A 25,319-nucleotide genomic window follows, 5' to 3' on the forward strand; every position below is an offset into this window, starting at 1 on the left:
CTGTGGATTTCCGTGGGGCAGGGCAGATGCAACATTATATAATATACGCAGTGGATATTTGAGCCTGGTAGTCCGAGTGGATGCGCCATCGCCGGCGCAGGACAAAGGCCTGGATCGGCTTGTCAGGACGATTTTTCGCCGGGGGCCATAGTGAGCGTTTCCAGAAGGCTTTTGGTAGCTGGTGCAAGGCGATACGGATGATCCGCATATTTATTGGTACTAATTATCAGATATCAAAAGGGCGGTGTACAGGCATCGCGCGGGACGTTCACGATTTTGGGAACTCGGATCAAATGCCGGGCCTGGAAACCATCTGTGGGACATGAGACCGCTTCAGATCTCAACGTCCGTTTTTCCATTGCGGCCTCCAAAGCAGCAGAGCCCATGGTGAGGAAAAAAAAGACTTTCGGCATGAAAAACCCTTATTCGCAAAATGCATGATAACAATGTGTAAAAATTAACTATTATAATTGTCCCATAATGATAATTATGTAAACTTTTATCCATGAGACGACGAAGAAGGCACTCCTCTCTCCAGGATCAGACAAAAAATTTTCCGCCATATATTTTTTCTTAAGCTGTACTTTAAGAATAGTCCTGGGGCAGTCAGCATGTACCTGAACTTTTCTGGCGTCTGCCTCTGCCGCCTATGGCATTCCCCCGTACGCTTGACATGGCTGCTTTTTTGCCACACCTCTAAGGCATGCACGCCAAATCCTCTTTTTTCCGCAGCCGCGATGGACGCCCCCAGCGTCGTTCCAATCAGCTTGCTCCCAGATCGCCCCAAAATGGTCATTCCTCCCCTGCTCCACGGAACAACAGCTCTTTTCCATCTGGGCTAGAGGAAGATCTGCAGGACGGGACCCGACTCAACAAGTTCATCGCAGCTTCCGGCTATTGCTCTCGCCGCAAGGCCGATGAGCTTATTTTTGCCGGAGCTGTCCAGGTCAACGGGGTGGTGGAACGTTCTCCCGGCAGGCGCATTCTTCCTGATGACCTCATCCAGGTCGAAGGCCATCAACTTGCGGCTCTGCCCGCCTCTTTTTCCTATATCATGCTGCACAAGCCCATCCAGGTCATGTGTACGGCATACGATCCGCAGGGACGTCCTACAGTTTTGGATTGCCTGACAGCGGAGATGCGGCGAAATAGAGTTTATCCTGTTGGAAGACTTGACTATTTTTCTGAGGGCCTGTTGCTGCTGACCAATGATGGCGAGCTGGCACAGCGCCTGATGCACCCCCGGCATCATCAGCCTAAAACCTACGATGTCCTTGTTCGGGGGACTGTCCCGGCTGCCGCGCTGGCAACCATGCGCCGTGGCATGACATTGGCAGAGGGAGAGCATTTGCGCCCAGTCGAAGTGGAAAGCCGCTTGCAGGCCAATGGGCATACGCGGTTGCGGATGGTTCTGCATCAGGGGGTCAACCGCCAGATCCGCCGCATGTGCCGGGATCTTGGCTTGACCATCCTGCGCCTGAAACGCATCCGTCTCGGCCCCCTTGGGCTTGGCGATCTTCCTGTGGGAGGATGCCGTTTTTTGTCAGCCGCAGAGACCGCTGCCCTGCTCCAGGCTGCGGAGATCCGACGCTCATGAGGGGATTTGGCCTGGTGAGTGAGTACAGGGAAGCTCTGTCCTGGATGGCAGATCCCCAATAGCCCACGCACATGGAATGAAGTATAAAAAAGGACGCCTGACGGCGTCCTTTTTTTACGGTTCAAATTTGCTTATTTGCTCAGGCCAGCAAGCGCTGCAGCAAGGCCTGGGCTTCTTCATGCAGGGCATGCAAATGCTGCTCACCAAGGAAGCTTTCCGCGTAGACCTTGCAGATAGCCTCCGTCCCGGAAGGCCGGATGGCAAACCAGCCGTTCCGGCTGCAGACCTTGACCCCGCCAATGGCAGCTCCGTTCCCCGGCGCTGTTGTCAGGATCTCAGTGACTGGGGATCCCGCTACTGTCTGCATCTGGACATCCTCTGCCTTCAATGACTTGAGGCAGGCACGCACATGATCGTCGGCCGGGGCATCCTGGCGCTGGTACAGCGGAGCGCCGAACTGTTCCGTCAGACTACGATAGATCTCGTCCGGCCCGCGCTCTTCGCGGGCGGCCATTTCCGCTGCCAGCAGGCAGAGCAAGGGACCATCCTTGTCGGTGCTCCAGGGGCTGCCGTCAAAGCAGAGGAAGGAAGCGCCGGCACTTTCCTCACAGCCCATGCCGCAGCTGCCGTCTGTCAGATAGGGCACGAACCACTTGAAACCGACCGGGACTTCGATGACCTTGCGTCCCAGCTCCTGGCCTACTCTGTCCAGCATGGCGCTGGTCACCAGAGTTTTGCCGATACCGGCATCGGCCTGCCACTGGAAGCGGCTGCGGAACAGATGCCAGGCAACGGTGGCCAGATAATGGTTGGGATTCATCAGACCGCTTTTGGCTACGATGCCGTGACGATCCGAGTCCGGGTCACAGGCAAAGGCCAGGTCGAAGCGGTCGCGCATATCAAGCAGGCCACTCATGACATACGGCGAAGAGCAGTCCATCCTGATTTTGCCGTCTTTGTCACAGGGAACAAAGCGGAATGTGGGGTCGATGACTTTGTTGACCACGGTCAGGCGCAGTTTGTAGCGCTCGGCTATGGGCTCCCACAGGGAAAGGCTGGCTCCCCCCAAAGGATCGACCCCCAGAGAAATACCGGAAGCCGCGATGCTGTCCATATCCAGGATGCGCGGCAGGTCTTCCACATAGCGGGCGGTAAAATCATAGCCCTGCACCAGCGAAGACCGTCGGGCACTGCTGTACGGCAGGCGATGGACGTCACAATTGAGGTGATCAAGATAGATATTGGCCTGCTTTTCGATCCAGGCGGTCACCGCTGTTTCGGCCGGGCCGCCATGCGGCGGATTGTATTTGAAACCACCGTCAGCCGGAGGGTTGTGAGAAGGCGTGATGATGATGCCGTCAGCCAGAGCCTGACTGCCGTGCTCGCTATTCCAGCACAGGATGGCATGGGAGACCGCAGGGGTCGCTGTGGCGGAACCGTCGTGGGAGATGCGGACCTGCACGTCATTGGCCGTCAGGACTTCAAGCGCACTGCGAAAGGCCGGTTCCGACAGGGCATGCGTATCTCCGCCCATGAACAGCGGACCGGTGATGCCGTGTTGTTTGCGGTAATCACAGACGGCCTGAGTGATGGCGTGGATGTGGCGTTCGTTGAAGGTCTGCTTCAACGAAGAACCACGATGCCCGGACGTTCCAAAAGACACACGTTGTGCGGCCTGATGCGGGTCAGGCGATTCCGTATAGTAGGCACTGACGAGCGCGGGGATATTCTCCAGAGTCTCGGGCGCCGGCAGTTTACCGGCATGGGGATGTACTGCCATGATGTATCCTCCTGCCCCTTTCTATCGTTTACCCTGTCGGCCCGCAAGCCCCGGACAAAAAAAGAGGGGGGCTTGAAGCCCCCCTCTTTCGATTGCATATCCGGATTATTTTCCGCTGCTGACAGGAACTGCGCGGAAGATGTTCTCACCACGACGGTTGATCTGCAGCATGACGGCGCCTCGCTTGCTGCCCTCGCCTGCCACGATCTTTGACAGGTCTTCGGGCGAAGACACCGCCTGACGGTTGGCCTTGACGATGACATCACCGGGGCGGACACCGGCTTCGGCAGCAGGCTTGCTGGGATCCACATCCAGGACCAGCAGGCCACCCTTGCCTTCCAGCTTCAGTTCGCGGCGTTCCTCATCCTTGATGGGACGCACCGTCAGGCCGAGCTGGCCCTGATTCTGCTGCTTCTGACCGGCTTCGGAAGGCTTGCCGCTGTTGACGCCGGTCTGGCGATCGCCCAGCGTCACATCCAGCGTCACAGCCTTGCCGTTACGCCACACGTCCAGGCTCACCGAAGTGCCGGGCTTGTGGGCAGCGATGGCTCGCAGCAGGGCCGAGGCATCTTCCACGCTCTTGCCGTTGACCTTGGTGATGACGTCGCCGGCTTCGATGCCGGCCTTGGCCGCCGGTTCACCGTCCAGCACACTGGCCACCAGGGCACCGGAAGGATGTTCCATGCCAAGGGCCTTGGCCGTATTTTCATCCACATCCTGGATGGTCACACCGATCCAGCCGCGGCTGACCTTTTTGCCGCTCTTGATCTGCTCCACGATACCGGCCGCCATGTTGCTGGGGATGGCAAAGCCGATCCCCTGCCCGCTGGCGATGATGGCCGTATTGATACCGATGACCTCACCCTTCATGTTCAGCAGCGGACCACCGCTGTTGCCGGGGTTGATGGAGGCATCCGTCTGCAGGAAGTTGTCAAACGGACCGGCATGGATGTTGCGGTTCTTGGCCGAAAGGATACCGGCCGTGACCGTGTGATCCAGAGCAAAAGGATTGCCGATGGCCAGCAGCCATTCCCCTACCAGCAGGGCGTCGGAATCACCGAACTTGAGGAAAGGCAGATCCTTTTTAGCATCGACCTTGAGCAGAGCAAGGTCAGTATCTTCGTCTGTCCCCACGACCGTGGCCGTCAGCGGGGCAGTCTTGCCGTTGCTTTCGTCCAGCGTCACCTGGATGCTGTCGCCGTCGGCCACCACGTGATAGTTGGTCACGATGTAGCCGTCAGGCGAGATGATGAAACCGGAACCACGCGACATCTGTTTTTGCGGAGGACGCTTTCCGCGCGCATTGGGACCGCCGAAGAATTCGAAAAAGCGATCCGCTCCCGGCGGCATGCCACGGAACATCTCGCCGAAGAATTCCTCAGGGCCGGCCGCAGCCGGGGAGGTCCGCTCCGCACTGATGTTGACGACAGCCGGGCCGCATTTGGCAGCCAGTTCACTGAACTCAGGAAGGCTGGCCGCCTGGGCGAATTGCGCTGCCGTGAACAGGACCAGAGTCAGCACGGCAGGGAGAAAGTGTTTAATCCTCATACAGGGCACACTCCTTAGCGTTTGTTTTGCAGAGCCTTCTGCAAAGCCTGTGCCATGATGCTCATACCGGCATCCTTGGGAGCGGAACTGGTGTGCTGTTTCCAGGATTTGTCTTCGGCGGCGGAAGCTTCTTCCATGCCTTCGGGGGCCAGGCTGATGCGGCGGGCCGTGGTATCCACGGACTGCACGACCAGGGTCACGCTGTCGCCCTTGTCCAGTTTGGAGAATTCACCGCTGTTCTTGGCATTCTTGATGACGCCGGCGGGCAGCAGACCGGTGATGCCGGGAGCCAGGCTCACGAACAGACCGAACTGGCTGCGGCTTTCCACCGTACCGGTCACCACGGTACCGGCAGCGAAGCGCTGGTCGGCATCCTGCCAGGGATCGCCTTCGGCGTCACGCAGGCTCAGGGAGATACGGCGGCTTTCCACATTGATCTCCTTGATCTTGACGGAGATCACGTCGCCCACGTTCACCACGTCTTCGGCCTTGTTCACGCGCTTGGTCCAGGACATTTCGGAAAGGTGCACCAGGCCTTCCACGCCGGGCAGCAGTTCCACGAAGGCACCGAAGGGAGCGATGCGCACGACCTTGCCTTCCACAACGGTACCGGCGGCCAGGCGGTCAGCGGCCTGCAGCCAGGGATCGCCTTCAGCCTTCTTGCGGGACAGGGAGATGCGGGTGCGGCCCTTGTCGTCCTTGCTGACGGACAGCAGCTTGGCGCGCACCATGTCGCCCACGGCCACGGCTTCGTCAGCGCTGTTCACGCGGGACCAGGACAGTTCGGAAAGATGGATCATGCCTTCCACACCGGGGGCCAGTTCCATGAAGGCACCAAAGGAGGCCAGACGGGTGATGCGGCCTTCCACGGTATCGCCCACATTGAGGGAAGCCAGGACCTTTTCCAGGTTTTCCTGGCGTTCGCGATCCAGCAGGGCGCGGCGGGAAACCACGATGTTGCGGCCGCGGTTTTCCACACGGATGATGAGGAACTGCATGGTGCGGCCCACCAGAGCTTCGGCGTCAGCCACGCTCACGCTGTCCATCTGGCTGCCGGGGCAGAAGGCATTCTTGCCCATCACGCTGACAGTGTAACCGCCCTTGCAGGTGCCGGTCACGCGGCCATCCACGGGCACACCGGCGTCACGGGCGTCTTCCAGGGCGGCCATACCGGCGCCACTCATGGAGCGGGACAGACGGATCTCACCAGCGGAGGTACCCACAACATAGACTTCGATGCTGTCACCGGGGGCAACGCTTTCGTTGCCTTCGGCATCGAGGATGTCCTTGCGGTCCATGATACCATCCAGCTTGATGCCCACATCCACAAAGACAGAGTCACCGGTGATGGTGATGATGGTGCCCGTCACTTTCTGACCAGGCTGCAGGCGCACAGTGCCGGCTTCCTGGGCCGCGAACATGGCGGCGAAGTCTTCGCTGCCTTCTTCGAAGGTGGACAGATTCTTTTCGTCAGTCATGGTATATTTGCTCCTTAAACAAATAATTTCCTGTGAAGTCCCCTTGTATAGCGCATTCACCGCCAGAAAACAACAAAGATGCTGGCAGCAATCCCGGCACAGGATATGGCTAATTTTTGGACAGGTGGACAATTTTTGGACGATGCTCTCTGACAGGACGACAGAGGAAACAATTCTTGCAAAAAGTTAATGTGAAGCTTTAAGAAAAAAGGATTTAAAAGGGCAGGTCGGCCGTATATGTTTGGCATCCATATCTCACGTGCTGCAGGAACCAAATTTTCCGGAACCATTCTCAAAAATACATAGCTCAAATTTTGATTTTAAGCCTTTAAAAAATTTTTTTCGACCCAATATCATAAACTCCAGAAAACGGCTTAAAATCGATTTTGGGCCGTTTTCTGGAGTTTTGCCATTCTTTCGCTATAAACGAGAGGAATTATCAATTATCAAGGTCGGTTTTGCTCCGGCACCCGGGACCAAGAATGCGGCTTCTGCCACCCCCGATGGGAAGGACTTCTATCTGGGTGGGGACCCGCTCCTTCAATCCCTGCACATGGGAGATGATACCGATGAGTTTCCCTCGCTGCTGCAGGCTGGCCAAGGTGCTCAGTGCCGTATCCAGGGCATCCTCATCCAGCGTACCGAAACCTTCATCAAGGAACAGTGAATCGACCCGGGTAGTACGGCTGGCCATCTGGGAGAGCCCCAGAGCCAGAGCCAGGCTGACAAGGAAGCTTTCTCCACCGGAGAGATTCTTGGTACTGCGCAGCTCCCCGGCCTGGTAATTGTCTCGGATATTGAGCTCCAGCGTCCCGTTGCCCACTTCCAGCAAATAACGGTCAGTCATTTTGACCAGTTGCCGGTTGGCATGGGCGACCATCAACTCAAGATTCATCTGCTGGACGATGTTCCGGAATTTTTTCCCGTCAGCGGAACCAATCAGCTCCTGCAACGCGGACCACTGTTCGAACACACGTTCCTGCTGCTCGATGCGCTCCACGAGTACGCGCTGCTCCTGCCGCAAACGCTCATTGTCCGCCAGTCGTTGCAGGCAGGAGCCCTGTTCCTGCTGCAATGCTGCCTGATGCTGTTCCAGTGCTGCCAGCTCCTGCCCCAGCTCTTCCCTGTTCTTTGTCGTCAGGGCCTTCGCGGTCTCAGTGGCCAGATGTTCCCTGGCCGCCCTGCCCCGCCCTGCCAGTTCCATACGGGCTGCGTGCAGTTCCTGCGAAAGACGCTCCAGGCTTTCCCGTTCCTCTGCGGGCAGACAGGCTTGCAAAAAGCTCCGCTCATCGGCAAAGGCTTCCTGTTCCAGGCCCTGTGCAAAGGCCTGCCCGGCATGCACGCTCTGTTCGGCGATGCTGGCCAGCAAGGCATCTTTTTCTCTGATGGCGGATTCCGTCATGGTGACGACATCCGACATCCTGCTGACAGCGGCGGTCTGATCGGCAAGCCGCTGTTCATCCCGTGACACGGCCTGGGCCAGATCAGCTTCGACTTCCTGGACATCTTTTTCAGCAAACAGCGCCAAACGCTGCTCGTGCAGCTTTTTCCACTGCCCTTCCCTTTCACGGGCTTCCCGTTGCTGCGACTCCAGATGGGCCTGTTGCGATTTCACTTCCTGATCATGCTGGCCTGCCGACAGCTCGAGCTCCTGCCGCGAAGCGTTCAGGCGCGTCATCTCTGCCGTCCGGCTTTCCCATTCCGCACGGCGGGCCTTCAAGACAGACAATATGGACAAGAGCTCGGTATCGGTTGTGCCGAGACCGTAGGCAGCCAGCATCGTATCAAGCGCCTGTTTCCCCTGCTCTCCCTCTTGCCGCAATTGCCCGGCTTCCTGCCGTACTCGCTGCTGTTCGGCAGTGGTCATGTCCAGCTCATGCTTGAGCTGTTCGACGACCTGATCCAGCATCGTCTTTTGTTCCTGCAGACGGGGAAGATTGCTCTCCAGCATCTGGCAGGCCTTTTCGAGCTTGTCTGCTGTGGAGATCCGCTGATAGAGCTCCCGAAGGAATTCGTCCATCCTGCCCTGCTGTTCCCGCACGAACGTGACGGCATTTTCCGGAGATTCCCGCAGCAGGGAAGGCAACCCGGCCTTCTCTGCCAGCTGGGCAAGATAATTCTGCGCTTCCTGGAGCTTGTCCTGAAGCGACCGGGCATCCTCCATTCCAACGAGCAGACTTTGTTCCAGGCCCGTCAGCCGTTCCCGCAAGGCGGCACACTGCTGATCCGTCACCGTGAAGCGGCGGCGAACATCTTCCACCTGTTGCCAGTTGTCGGAAGCCGGCAGGCCCTGCAGGAGGTAGGGATGTTCCAGAGAGCCGCACAGAGGGCAGGCATGCCCTTCCTCAAGAGAAGCACGATGCTGTTCCAGGCTGGCGATACGCAGGGCCAGCATGCGTTCACGTTCCAGGCTCGCCAGCGAGATCTCCAAGGCATCCCGCAAAGCTTGCTGTTGTTCCAGAAGAGCCTTGCTTTGCTGGTGCTGTTCCTGCCACTGCTGCAACTTCTGCCGCCAGCGCCGCACCTCGGTATGGTACAAGAAAACATCCTTCAGGGATTTTTCAACAGCCTGTAACAGCAGGATCTTTTTCTGGATACCGTTGTATTCCTCCTGCCACTGGAGCAGGGAGCGGCCCTCCAGAAGTTTTTCTTTTTCTTCAAGCAATTGCTGCCGCCGGCTCTCTAGCTGCGTCAGTTCGGCAGCGGCGACTTCCTGACGCCGGAGACGTTCTGCCAGCCGGGTTTTCCCATTCTCCAGCTGCTGGCTGATCTGTTGCAGGGCCATATTCCGTTGCTGCTGCTTCTGCTCAAGATCATGCACCCGCTGGATACCGGCCTCGATGCCGCTCAGCTGCTCTACCAGCCCGGCATCTGCCGCATGGCTCCCCAGCCAGTTTTCCACGGCGGCCTGCTGCCGGAGGAGGGCGTCGAGAGCCTGCCGCCGACTGTCGCGACGGGCCTTCAAGGAGGCAAGGGCCTGCTCCTGCTGGCGCACTTCCAGCAGAACGCGGCGCACTTCCTTTTCCGAGCTTTCCAGCTGGATGTCGAGGGCCCGGACCTGATGCAGCAACGGTGTCTGGCGGGTCTGCTCCGCTTTGGCCTGTTCAAGCTGACGGGCGTACTCCTCCTGCTTGTGCCGGGCTTCCTGCAATTTTTCCTGCAAACGGGGCAGCTCCGTAGCGTGGTTCTGCCGCTGCTCTGTCAGCAGATTTTGCTGGTGACGCAACTGCAGCAAGGCAGAATAGCTGCCTTCCAGTCGGGCAGCCCGCTGGGCCTGTTCCAGCCGAAAAGCCTGAGAACGGAATGCCTGTTCCTGGAGGGACAATTTTTCTTCTTCCGCTTCTACCTGGGCCAGTTGGCTCCGGGCCGTATCGAGGCCTTGCAACCACTGCAAGGCTTGTTGCAGCAGCTGCACCTGGTTCCTGGACTGGCGGCCCTGCTCTTCCAGCTGGGACAGCTTCTGCCGCAGGGCCTGCTCTTCGTCCGCAGGCAGCAGAGGCTTGCCGGCCAGTTCCTTGCGCATGTCCTCCAGCAGGAGCTTTTCTTGCCGGTGCCGTTCATGCACCAACATGGAGATACGGCTGTACTTTTCCGTGCCGGTGATGCTTTCAAGAATGGGCGCCCGGCTGTCGGCCGAAGCATCTAAAAAGGCCGAAAAACCGCCCTGCGCCAGCATCATGGAACGGGTGAAACGGTCGAAGTCCAGGCCGGTGATCTCGGTGACCACTTTGGCCATATCCCTTTTCTGGGCACAGATGATCTGGCCGCTGTCCGCATCCGCGATCTCGTGCCGCGCCGCCTGGAGCCTGCCTTCCGGGGATTTCCGGGCCCGCCGCTGGCTCCAGTGGCAACGGTAACGACGCCCGGAGGCGATCTGGAAGACCACCTCCGCCATGCATTCCCCGGTCTGGCGGGACATGATCTCGTTCTCGTTGTCGCTCAGGGTCTTGAGCCGCGGCGTCCGTCCGTACAGGGCCAGACAGATGGCGTCCAGGATGGTCGTTTTGCCGGCACCCGTGGGGCCGGTGATGGCAAAGATACCGGCGGAGACGAAATCCGGCCTGGTGAGGTCTATCTCCCAGATGCCGGTCAGGGAATTGAGGTTTTGGAAACGTATATTCTGGATACGCATGGCGGCCCCTATTCGGCGTTACTGTCGGTTTCGTGCATGGCGGTGAGAATCTCGCCGTACAGGCGCATGAGCAAGTCGGCCTGGGCGCCTTCTATCTTTCGGGCTGCAAGGCAGCGCGAAAAAACTTCCGTCTCGCTCAGCTCTTCAAGGTTCCTGCCCGTATCGTCCAGGCTGGGCTGGCTGTCCAGCAGACGTGCATTGCGGATCTTCAGGACGCGCAGCCCGCTCCCGGCAACAGCCGTCTCTACCTGTTGGCGTAGGCTGCCCTCAAGATCATCGCCGGTATAGACCACTTCCAGCCAGGCGGAACTGCCACTGTTCCGCAGTACTGCCAGGCGGTCAAGTATCTCGCCCATGGAGCCGCTCACGCGTTCCAGCTTTTGAAATTCCGGCACAGGCAGCAGCTCTACACGGGCCGAGCGCCCGGTAAAATCTACCAGGCAAACGCTTTTGGGCTGCGAGGCTTCACCAAAGCCCATGGGCAGGGGCGAGCCGCTGTAGCGCATATGCTCCATGCCTCCGACCCGTTGCGGCACATGCAGATGGCCCAGAGCCAGATAATCGATGCACGGCGGGAAGATGGACGCCGGGACATGCGCCAGCGAGCCCACATAGAGGTCACGCACGCCATCGCCATCAACAGTCTGGCCTCCGGCAGTGAACAAATGGCCCATACAGAGCAGGGGGACGTCAGGTGCCAGACGGTCCCGCAGCGCCGCCGCCTCTTCCAGAACCTGCGCGTAGTGCCGGCGGATGGCTTCCTGCATCTTGCTTTCCTTGTCGCCGCTGCTCTCCCCTTCTTCCACCAGGCGCATGTCGGCATCGCGCAGGAAAGGAACGGCACAGACGATGAGCGCGACCTTGCCCTGGGCATCGCGCAGGACTTTGATCTCTTCCGCGGGATCTTCGGGCAGGTTGCCTACCACATGGACATCCAGCACCTGCAGGATTTCGCGCGAAGCCCCCAGCATGGAGGGCGAATCATGGTTGCCGGCAGTGATGACCACATGTCGGCAGGAGGAAAGATAGACCTGCCGCAAAAAATCATAATACAGGCGCTGGGCCCTGTTGCTGGGCGTGCCGCTATCGAAGATGTCCCCGGAAACGACCAGGACATCCACTTCTTTTTCCTGCAAAGTACGGGCAAGCCAGTCCAGGAAAGCCGAAAATTCCTCGTAGCGTTTCTGGCCGAAAAGCGAGCGGCCAAGATGCCAGTCCGATGTATGAAGTACGCGCATGAGATGAAGGCCGGTTTGATGCCGGATACGGCAGTGGAGAAAAAATGACCGCCATGCGGCGGGTCTTTTTCAGTTATAAGGCCGAAAAAAAGGCCTGTGAAGGCCCGGTAATGAAGAAAAAACATAAAAGAAACGCCCTGCTTGCGCAGGGCGTCCTTGTTAGTAAGCGCTGATGTATTCGTCCAGGCTGCCGGCGGAACAGTTCCGGCTCACCCAGAAAGCGGATGCCCAGACCATAAGGGCCGTTGCCTGGGTGTCGTCCAGACTTTTGAGCTTGCTTTCCAGGCTGGAGCGGCTGGCGCCATGCCGGGTGTGCAGGTTGTTCAGCTCACAGGCATCACTGACCCGCAACAGCAGATAGGACAAACGTGTGTGGTCAGGCAGCAGGCGCGTATCTTTATGTGCTTCCACGATGGTCTTCAGTTCGCCTGCGGTGAACATCTGCTTGATGTTGGCCATGGCGCGGAAAAACGTATCCACGGCCCAGGGCAGGATGAATTCAGCTCCGGCGCTCTTGGTACGAAAGTAATCCTTGAGCCAGCGTTCCTGCTCGTCGTTGATGCGTGCTGCTACCTGTGGCATGGGGCCCCCGTAGGCGTCTGCGACGCCATTTTCCTGCGTGATTTGTGCAAAGCCTACCGCAGGGCCCGTCAAAATTCAAGATATTTTCTAGAAAATGTCTTGCATTCCGTACAGACGTCCCGGCTGCTGTCCGCACAGCCAGGCAGCGGCCCGCAGGGCCCCCTGGGCGAAGGTCTCACGCGAATGGGCCTGATGGGTCACTTCGATGCGTTCGCCGGGGCCCATGAAGTAGACCGTGTGCACACCGACCACATCGCCGCCGCGAATGGCCTGGATGCCGATCTGCGCCTTGGGGCGCTCACCGATGATGCCGTCACGGGCGGAACAGCGGACATCGTCCAGATTCCAGCCCCGGGCTTCGGCCAGGCATTCGCCCAGACGCAGGGCCGTACCGCTGGGGGAGTCCTTTTTACGGTTATGGTGCAGCTCCACCATCTCGATATCGTACTTTTCACCAAGGGCGCGGGTCAGTTCGGGCAGGACCTTGAGCAGCACGTTGACGCCGATGCTCATATTGGGCGCCCAGAACATGCGGCAGCTTTCGGCCAGCTTCGCCAGTTCCTGCTTTTGTTCATTGGTGAAGCCGGTGGTACCGATCACATGCGCGGCACCGAACTTGGCCACACTGCGGGCCGTGGCCAGACTGACCTCGGGAGCGGTGAAATCGACGACGACAGCTTTGCCGTCCAGACCTTGCAGCAGCTCTTCCACATTCTGGCTCACCGGGCACGACAGCGCGGCCAGACCGGCAGCAAATTCGCTGCGTTCCACCACGCCCGCGAGCGTGAAGGCGGGGTCTTCCTGCACCAGCGTGCAGATGGTCCGGCCCATACGGCCATTGGCACCCATGACGATGATCGGCGTGCTCATTGCTTCACCTGTCCTGTTCTGTTGAAAGTTATGCGTCCATCCTGTCAGCGAGCAGATCCAAGAAGGCTGCTTCATCAAGGACGGTGATCCCCAGGCTTTGGGCTTTTTCCAGTTTGCTGCCCGGATTTTCGCCCACCACAAGGATATCCAGTTTTTTGCTCACACTGCCCAGCACCACGGCGCCGGCCGCCTCAGCCAGCTGTTTGGCCTTGCCCCGCGCCATGGAAAGGGTACCGGTGAAGAGGATGTTCTTCCCCTGCAAGGGACCGCCCACCCCGGCTGCCTCGGCAGGCTCTGCCGCAGCCACGGGCCACAGACCTGCCTCACGCAATCCGGCCAGCATATGCTGGTTGGCCGGGCTTTCAAAAAAGCTGCGGATGGAGCTGGCCACCTCGGGCCCCACATCCGGCAGCTCCAGCAGGCGCTGGGTATCGGCAGCCGCCAGGGCATCCATATCGTGAAAATGCGCCGCCAGCATGCGGGCGGTCTGCTCGCCCACATGGCGGATGCCCAGGGCACTGATGAGGCGGGCCAGCGTGGCATTGTGGCGGGCATCATCAAAAGCGTCTACGATCTTGCGGGCCAGCACGTCGCCCATACGGTCGAAGGGCAGCAGATCCTGCACGGTGAGCCGGAACAGCTGTTCCGGGCTGGTGACATGCCCGCTGCTGACCAGCTGCTCTATCCATTTCTGTCCCACGCCCTGCACATCCAGACCAGCCTTGGACACGAAGTGACAGATGGAGCGCAAGCGCACCGCCGGACAGGAGATATTGCCGCAACGCCAGGCCGCTTCACCGGGTTCACGGTGGGCCGGCTCGCCGCAGACGGGGCAGATATGCGGGAATTCGAACGGCCTTGCCCCCGAGGGGCGTTCCTCCAGCACCGGGCCCACCACTTCGGGGATGACATCGCCTGCCCGCTGCACGATGACCGTATCCCCTACCCGCACGTCCTTGGCCAGAATCTCGTCTTCATTATGCAAAGTGGCGCGGGTGACCATGACTCCGCCCACGGCCACCGGCTCCAGCTGAGCCACAGGGGTCAGGACACCGGTACGCCCCACCTGGATCTCGATACCGGTCAGACGGGTATGCACCTGCATGGCCGGGAATTTGAAAGCGATGGCGAAACGCGGCGCGCGGGCCGTGAAGCCCAGGGCCTCCTGCGCTTCCAGATCGTCCTGCTTGGCCACGGCACCGTCGATCTCCATGGGAAAATCCGCCCTGCCCTGACGCACGCTTTCCACATAGGCTTCCACAGCGGCCGGATCGGCGCAGAGTTTGCCGTCGGGCGGCGTCAAAAAACCGTAGTCACGCAGCCGGGTCGCCAGTTCGTGCTGGAAATGACAGGGGGCCGCCTGTCCCCAGCGGGCCTCGCCCAGGCTGTAGGCCAAAAAGCGCAGGGGCATCTGCTGGGTGTTGGCGACATCCAGCTGGCGTAGGGCACCGGCAGCGGCATTGCGCGGATTGGCCAAGAGCTTTTGGCCCAGGGATTCCCGGCGCTCGTTGATGGCGGCAAAATCCTTTTTGTAGATGACCACCTCGCCGCGCACTTCCAGCCGTTCCGGGAAGGGACCGGCCCCGCGCAGCCGCAGGGGGACCGTACGGATGGTGCGTACGGCCTCGGTGACCACTTCGCCCTCTTCCCCGTCGCCGCGGGTCAGCGCCTGTTGCAGGACGCCATCCTCATAGATGATCTCCAGGGCAAGACCATCCAGCTTGGGGTCACACCAGAAGGCCAGCGGCGCTTCGGGCAAGGCGCGCTGCATGCGGGCCACGAATTCCTGCCATTCCTCAGCGGAAAAGACGTTGTCCAGACCGTACATGCGCTGACGGTGGCGCTGTTTGGGCAAACCGCCCAGCAAACCGCCTCCCACGCGCAGCGTGGGCGAATGGGGACTGCGCCATTGCGGGTGGTCTTCCTCCAGTACCTTCAGCTCCCGAAACAGGGCATCGTACTGGTCGTCGCTGATGACCGGCTTGTCCAGCGTATGATACAGGTAATTGTGGTGCTCCAGGATGGTCGTCAGCCAGGCCATCCGCTCCTGGGGTCTGTCCTTTGGCGGTTCGGGCAGGCTCAAAGGATCCACAGGCGCCGGGGTTGCGGCTGCGGCAGAAGGCGCGACGATTTTCTCCGCAGCCTTTTTCTCGGCCCGCTTTTGGGGGGCGGGCGCGGCAGGGGCACCGAAAAGGGAAAGCTGTTCTGGACTCATGATCACTCCGGCAGGGCGATAAGGCGTTCACGCAGGGCCCGGATGCGGTCCCGCAGGGCGGCGGCACGCTCGAATTCCAGTTCCCGGGCCGCCTCGCGCATCTCTTTTTCCAGACGCTGGACCAGCGCCGCGGTATCTTCGGCAGTCAGGGGCACGGCATCGTCCTGACGGGACGCACGTCCCCTACCCTTGCCCCGGGATGAAGAACTGGTATCCACATACAGGGCATCCAGCGGAGATTCAAGACTTTTTCGGGTACTCCGCGGCGTGATGCCGTGCTCCGTGTTATAGGCCGTCTGCTTGGCCCGGCGCCGTTCGGTCTCGTCCATGGCAGCACGCATGGAGGCCGTGACCGTATCGGCATACAGGATGACATGCCCGTGGACGTTGCGCGCCGCACGGCCAAAGGTCTGGATGAGCGATCCGGTGGAACGCAGGAAGCCTTCCTTGTCGGCATCGAGGATGCACACCAGCGAGACCTCGGGGATGTCCAGACCTTCGCGCAGCAGGTTGATACCCACCAGCACGTCGAACTCCCCTTGCCGCAGGGCCCTGATGATCTGCAAACGCTCCAGGGTGTCGATATCCGAATGCAGATAGCGGGCATTGACGCCCATATTGCAGCAATACTCGGTCAGGTCCTCGGCCATGCGCTTGGTAAGGGTGGTCACCAGCACCCGCTCCCCGCGCCGGATGCGTTCCCGGCATTCTCCCAGCAGGTCTTCCATCTGTCCCTTGGTGGGACGCACCTCCACTTCCGGATCCACCAGCCCCGTGGGCCGGATGATCTGCTCGGAAATGATGCCTTGGGACTGGTCCATCTCGTATTTGCCCGGTGTGGCCGAAACGTAGACCACCTGATGCAGCAGGGAGCGGAACTCGTCGAACTGCAGGGGACGGTTGTCCAGGGCCGAGGGCAGGCGGAAGCCGTAGTCCACAAGGGTCTGCTTGCGCGAGCGGTCGCCCTTGAACATGCCGCCCACCTGCGGCACGGTGATGTGGGACTCGTCCACGAACAGGATAAAATCCTCGGGGAAATAGTTGAGCAGGCAGGAAGGCGGTTCCCCGGCCTTGCGGCCGTCCAGATGGCGGGAATAATTCTCGATGCCGTTGCAGTAGCCCAGCTCTTCGATCATTTCCAGATCAAGCTGGGTCCGCTGCTCCAGACGCTGCGCCTCCACCAGTCGCCCGCTGGCCTTGAAGGCCGTCAGCCGTTCCAGCAGTTCCTGCCGGATGTCGGCCGTGGTCCGCTTAAGGTTGTCCTGGGCGGAAACGAAGTGGCTGGCCGGATAGATGACGGTCTTGCCCACTTCCGCCAGCACGTCCCCGGTCAGCGGATCCACTTCGCGCATGGAGTCGATGTCGTCTCCAAAAAATTCGATGCGCAAGGCCCGCTCGTGATGATAGGCGGGGATGATCTCCAAAACGTCCCCGCGCACACGGAAGGTCCCGCGATGGAAGTCATAGTCGTTACGCTCGTACTGAACTTCCACCAGGCGGGTGATGAGGGCATCCATGGACATATGCTGCCCCACTTCCACGGGAATGATCATACGGGCGTAGAATTCGGGCGAGCCCAGGCCGTAGATGCAGGAGACCGAAGCCACGATGATCACGTCGCGCCGGGTCAGCAGGGCATGGGTCGCGGCATGACGCAATTTGTCGATATTGTCGTTGATGGACGAATCTTTCTCGATGTAGGTGTCCGAGGCGGGCACATAGGCTTCCGGCTGGTAGTAGTCGTAATAACTGACGAAATACTCCACAGCGTTCTGCGGGAAAAATTCGCGGAACTCGTTGTAGAGCTGGGCGGCCAGCGTCTTGTTGGGGGCCAGCACCAGCGCCGGGCGTCCGCAGCGGGCAATGACATTGGCCATGGTGAAGGTCTTGCCGGAGCCGGTCACGCCCAGCAGGATCTGTTCCGGCACACCGGCTTCCAGATTGGCCACCAGGGAATCGATGGCCTCCGGCTGGTCACCTGTAGGGACATAGGCGCTATGGAGCTTGAAAGGAGACTGGTTCATCATCGCTCGTCAGGAAGCCAGCCCAGGGCAGCATCATAGCGGAAAGCCATCCGCCACGGCTGCCACGGCAGCTGGGAGACAGGTTCAGGATCAGGAACGGGCACAGCCTGCCGCAGGAGCGCCAGGAATTCCTTGCGGGGGATGTCCCGCGCGCCCATGGCCAGCATGTGGGGCGTGGCCTGCTGGCAATCCAGCAGGAGGAAATCCCGCTCACGCAGGAACGCCACCAGGCCCGCAAGGGCCGCCCGCGAGGCTTCGGGGCAGCGGTGGAACATGGATTCCCCAAAAAAGGCCCGCCCCAGGGCCACACCGTACAGTCCCCCCAGCAGCTCCCCATCCCGCCAGGCTTCTACGGAATGGGCATAGCCCAGGGCATGCAGGCGCTCATAGGCCGCTATCATCTCGGGCAGTATCCATGTCCCTTCACTGTCGCGGCGGGGCGCCGCGCAGGCCCGGATGACGCGGGAAAAGGCCGTATCCATCCGCAGTTCGAACGGACGGTTGCGCAAGGCCCGGGCACTGCGGCGCGGCAGATGAAAGTCCTCCAGCGGCAGCACGCAGCGGGGATCAGGGCACCACCACAGCAGGGGCATGTCCTCACCGTACCAGGGAAAGATGCCCCGACTGTAGGCTGCCAGCAGACGTGCCGGCAGCAGATCGCCACCGGCACACAATATCCCTTCCGCGGTACAGCATCCCGGCGTGGGGAACTGCGCCGCATACAGGGCTATCTGCTTACGCATCGTTGCGGCCGTCATCCCCCTCCTCCGCTTCCGCGCCCTGTGCAGGGGCCGCGTCAGGGAACTGGAGTACGAGTTCATTGTCCTTGACCCCCAGGCGGACGAGACCGCCGTGGCGCAGACGGCCAAAGAGCAGCTCACCGGCCAGGGCGTCTTCCACCCGGCTGCGCAGCAAACGCCGCAGCGGACGCGCGCCCATGGCGGGGTCATAACCCTTTTCCGCCAGCCAGGCACGGGCACGGGGCGTAGAGGCCAGCGTGACCTGCTGTTCCGCAAGGCTGTTCCCGATCTCGCGCAGGAACTTGTCCACGATGCGCTGCATCATGGCGGGCGTGAGGGCCCGGAACGGGATCATGGCATCGAGACGGTTGCGGAATTCGGGCGTGAACAACCGTTCCACAGCCCCCAGGGCCTTGCGGGCCGCATCTTCGGGCGCGGCCTTGCCGAAGCCTATGCTGGCCTTGGACATCTCGAACGTCCCGGCATTGGAGGTCATGATGAGCACCGTGTGGGAGAAGTCCGTCTTGCGGCCGGAATTGTCCGTCAGGGTGCCGTAGTCCATGACCTGCAGCAGGATGTTGAAGATGTCGGGATGGGCCTTTTCTATCTCGTCCAGCAGGACCACGGAATACGGGGCCTTGCGCACGGCCTCGGTCAGCAGGCCGCCCTGGTCGAATCCCACATAGCCTGGCGGCGAACCGATGAGCCGCGAGACCGTGTGCGGTTCCATGTATTCGCTCATGTCATAGCGCAGGAACTCCACGCCCATGGTCTGGGCCAGCCCGCGGGCCAGCTCCGTCTTGCCTACGCCGGTGGGGCCATAGAAGAGGAAGGCGCCCGTGGGCCGCTGACGCTGCCCCAGGCCCGCACGCGAACGCAGGATGGCGCGCACGGTCTGCTCTACGGCTTCTTCCTGCCCAAAGACGATCTGCTTGAGGTTCTTTTCCAGATTGGCCAGGCGATTCCGCTCCTGCCCCGAGACCGTCCTCACGGGCACGCCGGCCATACGGGCCACGATGCGTTCCACGTCGGACACCGTGACGGCGGCCGTCCGCTTTTCATCCTTGCGGCGCAGGTCCACGGCGGCCCCCACTTCGTCCATCACGTCGATGGCCTTGTCAGGCTGCAGACGGTCACGGACATAACGGTTGGAAAGGTCCACGATGCTGCGCAGCACGGTCTCGCTGTAGCGCACGCGGTGATGGCCCGCGTAATGGGACTGCAAGCCGCTGAGGATGGCAAAGCAGTCCTCGGCATTGGGTTCCCCCACGTCGATGCGCTGGAAGCGCCGCGTCAGGGCCCGGTCTTTTTCCAGATGGTTGCGGAACTCCTCATGGGTGGTGGAGCCGATGCAGCGCAGCTCCCCGCTGGCCAGTACGGGCTTGAGCAGGTTGGAAGCGTCCATGGAACCGCCGGAAGTGGCCCCGGCGCCCACGATGGTGTGGATCTCGTCGATGAAGACCACGGCATCCGGGATGTTCTTGAGCTCTTCCACGATGGCCTTGAGGCGGCTTTCGAATTCGCCGCGATAGCGGGTACCGGCCAGGATCAGGCCCATATCGAGGGCGTAGATCTTGACGTCCTTGAACTTTTTGGGGACCTGCCCCTGGGCGATGCGCAGGGCCAGACCTTCGGCCAGAGCTGTCTTGCCCACACCGGGATCGCCCACGAACAGGGGATTGTTCTTACGGCGGCGGCACAGGACCTCGATGGCCCTGTCCAGTTCTTCCTGACGGCCCACCAGAGGATCGATCTTGCCGTCACGGGCACGGGCGGTGAGCTCGGTGGCGTACTTTTCCAGAACGTTCTCCCCGGCTTCGCCTTCTTCCTTATCCTTGGCGGCATCGGGAGCCACGCCCCGGGATCCGCCCCCTTCCGGCATACCGTGGGAGATGAAGGTCAGCGCGTCCAAGCGGTCCACCCCCTGACGCGTCAGGAAGTAGTGAGCATAACTGTCCTCTTCATCCAGGATGGCCACGAACAGGTCGCCCAGTTCCACCTGGCTCCGTCCCGAAGCGTGGATATGCCCCAGGGCCCGTTCGAGCACCCGCTGCACACCGGCGGTCTGATGGACTTCGTGCTCGCCCTGATCCGGCAGCACCTGCATCTCGTTACGGAAAAAGCCTTCCAGCTGTTCGCGCAACACCGCCACACTGGCCCCGCTGCCTTCCAGTAGCAGGCGGCCGGGGGCTACGGTCGTCAATGAGAACAGGATATGCTCCACCGTCAGCAATTCATGCCTGCGGCGTTGCACTTCCTGGACGGCAACCTTCAAAACTTCCTGAACAGCAGCACTGAGCATATGATCCTCAACGATATTTTTCCATGGTGCAGCGCAAGGGGAAGCCCGCCGCGCGGGCCCGCCGCCTGACGAGCGCCACCTTTGTTTCCGCTATCTCATGCGTGTAGACGCCGCACTGGCCGATGCCCTGCTGATGGACGGCCAGCATGATGGCCGTGGCTTCTTCCGGTGTCTTGTGGAAAATGTCGCACAGGACGCCGACGACGAAATCCATGCTCGTATAATCGTCGTTGTGGAGCAGGACCACATAACGGTCCGGTTCCTTGACCTTTTTCTTGACGATGGTGGCAGTATCCGTTCCCGGCTCGTTCCAGGTTTCATCGGCCATGAGGGCTATCCTCCACGGTAGGCAGGCCCAGATCCCGGCGCCAGCGGGCCAGTTCTTCGGGCGTGAACACAAACGACAGGTCGGGCGGCAGATTATTCCGCTGCCGCCACTCCTGATGAAGATAATGATAACTTTGAGTACTAACGGGGACGTCGTCAAGTCCCAGCAGGGCTTCCAGACGCAGGATTTCTTCCTCGGGCCCCTCCAGCTCCACCACACGGGCAAAGGGGACGATATCCATGTCGATACTGGTATGCTCCAGCGTCCAGGTCTCCCGGATTTTTTCATAGCAGGCACGGACCACATAGCCCAGGCCTTCCAGGATGCCGTGCATCTGCGCGGCGTCGGTAACGGGGGTCTCCCGCTCTTCACGGACCTTGAAGGCCGCATCCGGCGCGGAGACGGGCGGCAACTTGAGCGTCAGTACGTTTTGCGCATGGTCCGGCCATTCCTGCGAGCGCAGGCGCAGCAGGTGATGCCCGGCCCGCAAGGAGCCGTCAGGCAGGTCATAGATGCGGTTCCGCTCCAGATGGACGTCCCCTCCCTGCGCGCCACACTGGCGCAGGCGACGGCGCAAGCTGTCGAAGTCGACCTCGAGATATTTGCGTTCTATTTCAAGAGCCATGGTATGCTCACTGTTTGCGATGAAAGAGTTTCTGCTGCAGGTCGGCGATGGTCGCGATGCCGCCCTTGCCGGGATGGATCACGGGCTCGAAGCCCAGACGGCGCGCCTGGGCCAGACGAAGGTCGTGGGCGGCCACGGGCCGTACCTGACCGTTGAGGTCCACTTCGCCCCACAGGACACATTTTTCCGGCAGCGGCACGTCATAATACGACGACAGCACCGCCGCCACCAGGGCCAGATCAAGCCCGGGCTCCTGCAGCTTCATACCGCCGCCGACCTTGGCATAGATGTCCACCTGCCCAAAATTGAGTTTGAGGCGCTTTTCCAGCACGGCCAGCAGCAAATGCAGACGGTTGGCATCGAAGCCGAGGGCCGCACGCCGGGGGATGCTGAGGAAGGTCCGGGCCACCAGGGCCTGCACTTCCACCGCCAGCGGGCGCTGCCCGTCCACGGCCATGACCACCGCCGTGCCGGACAGGGATGCGTCGCGATCGCCTAGGAAAAAGGTGGAGGGATCATCCACCACTTCCATGCCCCGGCCCCCCATACGGAAGACCAGCAGCTCTTCATTGGGGCCAAAACGGTTCTTGAAAACGCGCAGCAGGCGGAACATCTGCCGGCGGTCGCCCTCAAGAGAGATGACGGTATCCACCATATGCTCCAGCAGGCGGGGACCAGCCAGAACACCGTCCTTGGTCACATGGCCCACCAGCACCAGCGTGACGCCCAGACGGCGGCAGGCTTCCAGCAGGGCCATGCTCACGGCACGCACCTGATTGACATTGCCGGGAAGGCCTTCGGCATCGACACTGCTCATGGTCTGTACCGAGTCCACCACCAGCAAACGGGGCGGAGCCAGCTCCAGAGCGGCGATGACCTCGTCCACACTGGAGGTGGACATGGCCAGCAGGTTGTCATGCAGCATGCCGAGCCGCTGTCCCCGCGCCTTGATCTGCGGCAGGGATTCTTCGCCGCTGGCGTAAAGCACTCTGCCCCCCTGGGCAGCGACCAGCCCCGCCACCTGCAGCAGCAGGGTGGATTTGCCGATGCCCGGCTCGCCGCCGATGAGGATGGCAGCACCCGGCACCAGCCCTTTTCCCAGCACCCTGTCCAGTGAGGCGATGCCGCTGGGATAGGGATGATGCCCGGTCTCGGCTACGTCCTGCAGGGGAACAGGCCGGTTGCCCGCAGGGACGGATACCCTGGTGTTGCTGCGGGACAGGGCCTTGGGCTGTGCCGCGGCCTGAAGGGTGTTCCACTCATGGCAGCCGGGGCATTGACCACGCCATTGCAGGGTCTGCGCGCCACAGGCTGAACAGATAAAGACTTCTCTCGTTTTAGCCATGGCATAAAAATAAAAAAAAAGTGCAGCCCATGCAAGCATGTGCAGCAAAGTTCAGCTCTTGTGCTCGGTGTGTTGCAATATCGCGCCGTCACGGATGCAGTCATGATGCGGAATTGCGTCATGACTGTGCATCACTATTTGTGTTTTTTATCACATGCCCCTCCATAGTTCTTTCCGATGCGCTCTTTCGCGCTATTGCAGAGTTTCTGGGCTTATCCGTCCCACTTTTCGGCATCACCGGTGTATCCCAAGGGCATAAAAAAAGCCCCTTGCGGGGCTTGAGAGCAGTTTTGCCGGGATGTCTAGCGGGGCAGGGGCACTCCCTTCTGCGCATCCACGATGGCGACGTAGAACTCGCTGACATCGTTGGGCGGGCTATCGAACACGACCATGAAGGGAGCGCTGGCACCGGGCAGCAGGGTCACATTGGCCCCCTGCTCTTTCTCGGGGTCGGCCAGACGGCTGGCCATGGCTTCCTTGTCCAGTACGGAGAGCTGCAAGGGGGTCAGCTGGTTGCCGGCGGTCTGACGATTGGAGGCGATGACCTTTTGATCCTGACCGTAAAGCACGGCTTCCACGGTGATCATGCTCACGGGCTGGGGGAATTCATTGACCACCCTGCCCTCGATGACCAGGATCTTGCCCATCTTTTCGTTGTTCACATAATACTGACGCACGTCCTTCATGGTCAGCAGAGCGATGTTCTCAGCGGTGGCTGCCGTTCCCTGGACAGGTGTCAGGGGGCGCTCATGCCAGCAGTACCAGTAGACGGCGGCACCGCCGCAGGCCAGCAGGAGCAGCAGCATCAGCCAGAACAGCCAGCGGCGCCGGGGGCGGGGCTGCTCCACATCGTCCGGAAGAAGATCCGGGATGGGCGCAGGGGCAGGCTCAGGCAATTGCAGGGCAAAGACCGTCTTGCATACGGAGCAGCGCAATTTCGCACCCGGCCGGGCAAGATGTTCCGGCAGGTTGAAACGGCTGGCGCAGTGAGGGCATTGAATTTCCATCATTTGGCTCCAGGTGCGGGCAGGTGCTAGTCCCCGGTGGATTCGAAGACCAGCTCTTCCACATCAGGCAGGGCCCGATATTTTTCAGCATAGTCGAGGCCGTAGCCAACGATGAACCCTTCCTCGAGCTTGAAGCCCGCAAAGTCAACATGAACGTCCACTTCGCGGCGTTCGTTCTTGTCCACCAGCGCGGCCAGACGCAGGCTGCGGGCCCCGCGGGCCTCGAACTGACGCATCAAGAACTGCATGGACAGGCCGCTGTCCACCACGTCCTCGACGATCAGCACATGCTTGCCGGTGATGTCGCAGTCCACGTCCTTGCTGAACACCACATGGCGGGAACTGGACGTCCCCTTGCCGTAGCTGGACAGACGGACGAAATCCAGTTCGAGGTTCTCCGAGCGCATGGCCCGGACGAGGTCGGTGAAGAAGAACACAGCCCCCTTGAGGACGCATACGGCCACCAGGGGTTCATCACCGTAAACGGCATCGATCTCGGCGGCCATGGCACGCACGCGTTCGGCGATCTGGCCGGAGGTATAGACGATCTTGCGTTCCTTGATGGCCTTCATCTTAATCGAGCTCCAGGAACATGGCGGTTTCGTCGCAGTCGGGGTACTTGGCGCAATGCACGCAGTCGGCCCAGATCTTCTGGGGCAGGACGCCCTTGTCCACCTCATGGAAACCGATGCGCTCAAAGAAAGCCGCCTGATACGTCAGGGAGAAGACCTTCTTGAGGTGCAGGATGCGACAGTCATCGACGCAGGCCATTACGATCTTACGGCCCAGGCCCTGCTTGCGCAGATCTTCGCGCACGGCCAGGGAGCAGACTTCGGCCAGATCTTCCCAGACAGGCGCCAGAGCGCAACAGGCGGCCAGGCCGCCCCGGGGGTCGTCGATGACCAGGAAATTACGGACATGGCCGTACAGAAAGATCAGCGCACGGGGCAGCAGCAGGCCCTTGCGCGCATTTTCCATCAGCAGGGCATGGATATCCTTCACATCGTCCATGGTCGCACGGCGTACCGTGTAGGTGTCGCTCATTATTTTTGCTCTCCGAGAGAATCAAAGATTTCCGTCAGTTCTTTTTTCGAGACCATGCCCGACCCCATCAGGGCCAGACGCCCGTTCTTGCCGTAAAAAACATTGTGCGGGATGGTGCGCACGTTGAAGGCGCGGATCACGTCTTCACTGGCCCTGTACACAGGGTAGTCGACCTTCAGCCGCTTGAGGAAGGCCGGGAGCGTGCTCGCGTCCTCATCCACCGAAAGCCCCACGATGACGACCTTGCCCTCGTACTTGGGCGCCAGGCTGACAAGATCCGGGATCTCCTCACGGCAGGGGGGGCACCAGGTGGCGAAGAAGTTGAGCATGACGACCTTGCCCTTGTTCTGGGCCACTATGGAGGTCAGGTCCTTGAGCCCCACGGTCTTGTACTCCTGGGCCTGCGCCAGGCAGGGCAGGAACAGGGTCAGAAGCAGCAGGGGCAAAATAAATCGCTTCATGGG

19 protein-coding genes are annotated in these 25,319 nt (G+C 60.7%); 1 reads left to right on the plus strand and 18 read right to left on the minus strand.

All coding sequences use genetic code 11. From position 1 onward, the window contains the following. Window positions 1-703: 703 nt before the first annotated feature. Window positions 704-1,597: a pseudouridine synthase gene (locus tag ACQRBR_RS00520; protein ID WP_320854456.1), complete on the plus strand. Its 894-nt coding sequence runs from the start codon at window positions 704-706 to the stop codon at window positions 1,595-1,597. A gap of 139 nt (window positions 1,598-1,736) precedes the next feature. Here ACQRBR_RS00520 and pgm read toward each other — a convergent pair whose 3' ends face one another. From pgm to ACQRBR_RS00610, 18 genes are all read right to left on the minus strand, one after another. Next, complete coding sequence (gene pgm / locus ACQRBR_RS00525; RefSeq protein ID WP_427812001.1) at window positions 1,737-3,377, minus strand: phosphoglucomutase (alpha-D-glucose-1,6-bisphosphate-dependent); 1,641 nt, start codon at window positions 3,375-3,377, stop codon at window positions 1,737-1,739. Between the two features lie 105 nt (window positions 3,378-3,482). Beyond that, on the minus strand, window positions 3,483-4,925 hold the full coding sequence (locus ACQRBR_RS00530) for a DegQ family serine endoprotease (protein WP_303880050.1): 1,443 nt from the start codon (window positions 4,923-4,925) through the stop codon (window positions 3,483-3,485). Window positions 4,926-4,939: 14 nt separating this feature from the next. After that, window positions 4,940-6,403 (minus strand): 30S ribosomal protein S1, encoded by a 1,464-nt coding sequence (locus tag ACQRBR_RS00535; RefSeq protein ID WP_168935737.1) that lies wholly within the window; start codon window positions 6,401-6,403, stop codon window positions 4,940-4,942. A gap of 439 nt (window positions 6,404-6,842) precedes the next feature. Beyond that, the gene (locus tag ACQRBR_RS00540) at window positions 6,843-10,535 is read right to left on the minus strand and encodes an AAA family ATPase (protein ID WP_427812002.1); all 3,693 of its coding nucleotides are present in this window, start codon (window positions 10,533-10,535) and stop codon (window positions 6,843-6,845) included. A gap of 8 nt (window positions 10,536-10,543) precedes the next feature. After that, a complete protein-coding gene (locus ACQRBR_RS00545; RefSeq protein WP_427812003.1) occupies window positions 10,544-11,773 on the minus strand; it encodes an exonuclease SbcCD subunit D C-terminal domain-containing protein in 1,230 nt (409 codons plus the stop codon). 159 nt (window positions 11,774-11,932) lie between these two features. Beyond that, window positions 11,933-12,355 (minus strand): hypothetical protein, encoded by a 423-nt coding sequence (locus ACQRBR_RS00550; RefSeq protein ID WP_204625891.1) that lies wholly within the window; start codon window positions 12,353-12,355, stop codon window positions 11,933-11,935. Between the two features lie 87 nt (window positions 12,356-12,442). Next, a complete protein-coding gene (dapB, locus tag ACQRBR_RS00555; RefSeq protein ID WP_303880044.1) occupies window positions 12,443-13,225 on the minus strand; it encodes a 4-hydroxy-tetrahydrodipicolinate reductase in 783 nt (260 codons plus the stop codon). Window positions 13,226-13,253: 28 nt separating this feature from the next. Next, window positions 13,254-15,440: an NAD-dependent DNA ligase LigA gene (gene ligA, locus ACQRBR_RS00560; RefSeq protein WP_427812004.1), complete on the minus strand. Its 2,187-nt coding sequence runs from the start codon at window positions 15,438-15,440 to the stop codon at window positions 13,254-13,256. Between the two features lie 2 nt (window positions 15,441-15,442). Continuing rightward, window positions 15,443-17,464: an excinuclease ABC subunit UvrB gene (gene uvrB, locus ACQRBR_RS00565; RefSeq protein ID WP_204625894.1), complete on the minus strand. Its 2,022-nt coding sequence runs from the start codon at window positions 17,462-17,464 to the stop codon at window positions 15,443-15,445. After that, window positions 17,464-18,207, minus strand: a complete 744-nt coding sequence (aat, locus tag ACQRBR_RS00570; RefSeq protein WP_427812252.1) for a leucyl/phenylalanyl-tRNA--protein transferase — start codon at window positions 18,205-18,207, stop codon at window positions 17,464-17,466. Before aat ends, uvrB begins: the two co-directional genes overlap by 1 nt. Next, complete coding sequence (gene clpA / locus ACQRBR_RS00575; RefSeq protein ID WP_321032298.1) at window positions 18,200-20,506, minus strand: ATP-dependent Clp protease ATP-binding subunit ClpA; 2,307 nt, start codon at window positions 20,504-20,506, stop codon at window positions 18,200-18,202. Before clpA ends, aat begins: the two co-directional genes overlap by 8 nt. 7 nt (window positions 20,507-20,513) lie before the next feature. After that, window positions 20,514-20,834: an ATP-dependent Clp protease adapter ClpS gene (gene clpS / locus ACQRBR_RS00580; RefSeq protein WP_168935730.1), complete on the minus strand. Its 321-nt coding sequence runs from the start codon at window positions 20,832-20,834 to the stop codon at window positions 20,514-20,516. Beyond that, window positions 20,824-21,459 carry a class IV adenylate cyclase gene (locus ACQRBR_RS00585; RefSeq protein WP_168935729.1) on the minus strand — a complete coding sequence of 212 codons (636 nt, stop codon included), beginning with the start codon at window positions 21,457-21,459 and terminating at the stop codon, window positions 20,824-20,826. Before ACQRBR_RS00585 ends, clpS begins: the two co-directional genes overlap by 11 nt. 7 nt (window positions 21,460-21,466) lie before the next feature. Beyond that, the gene (gene radA / locus ACQRBR_RS00590) at window positions 21,467-22,804 is read right to left on the minus strand and encodes a DNA repair protein RadA (RefSeq protein ID WP_297159824.1); all 1,338 of its coding nucleotides are present in this window, start codon (window positions 22,802-22,804) and stop codon (window positions 21,467-21,469) included. 302 nt (window positions 22,805-23,106) lie between these two features. Next, the gene (locus tag ACQRBR_RS00595) at window positions 23,107-23,814 is read right to left on the minus strand and encodes a DUF3426 domain-containing protein (protein WP_289616018.1); all 708 of its coding nucleotides are present in this window, start codon (window positions 23,812-23,814) and stop codon (window positions 23,107-23,109) included. A 23-nt stretch (window positions 23,815-23,837) separates the two neighbouring features. Then, window positions 23,838-24,383, minus strand: coding sequence for a hypoxanthine phosphoribosyltransferase (gene hpt, locus ACQRBR_RS00600; RefSeq protein ID WP_303879998.1), 546 nt, complete (start codon window positions 24,381-24,383; stop codon window positions 23,838-23,840). Between the two features lies 1 nt (window position 24,384). Next, window positions 24,385-24,855 carry an N-acetyltransferase gene (locus ACQRBR_RS00605; protein ID WP_289616020.1) on the minus strand — a complete coding sequence of 157 codons (471 nt, stop codon included), beginning with the start codon at window positions 24,853-24,855 and terminating at the stop codon, window positions 24,385-24,387. Continuing rightward, window positions 24,855-25,316 carry a TlpA family protein disulfide reductase gene (locus tag ACQRBR_RS00610; RefSeq protein ID WP_168935725.1) on the minus strand — a complete coding sequence of 154 codons (462 nt, stop codon included), beginning with the start codon at window positions 25,314-25,316 and terminating at the stop codon, window positions 24,855-24,857. The genes ACQRBR_RS00605 and ACQRBR_RS00610 overlap by 1 nt, the downstream gene beginning before the upstream one ends. Between the last annotated feature and the right edge of the window lie 3 nt (window positions 25,317-25,319).

This window comes from Desulfovibrio sp. SGI.133, from assembly GCF_050313955.1.
GTDB lineage: Bacteria > Desulfobacterota > Desulfovibrionia > Desulfovibrionales > Desulfovibrionaceae > Desulfovibrio.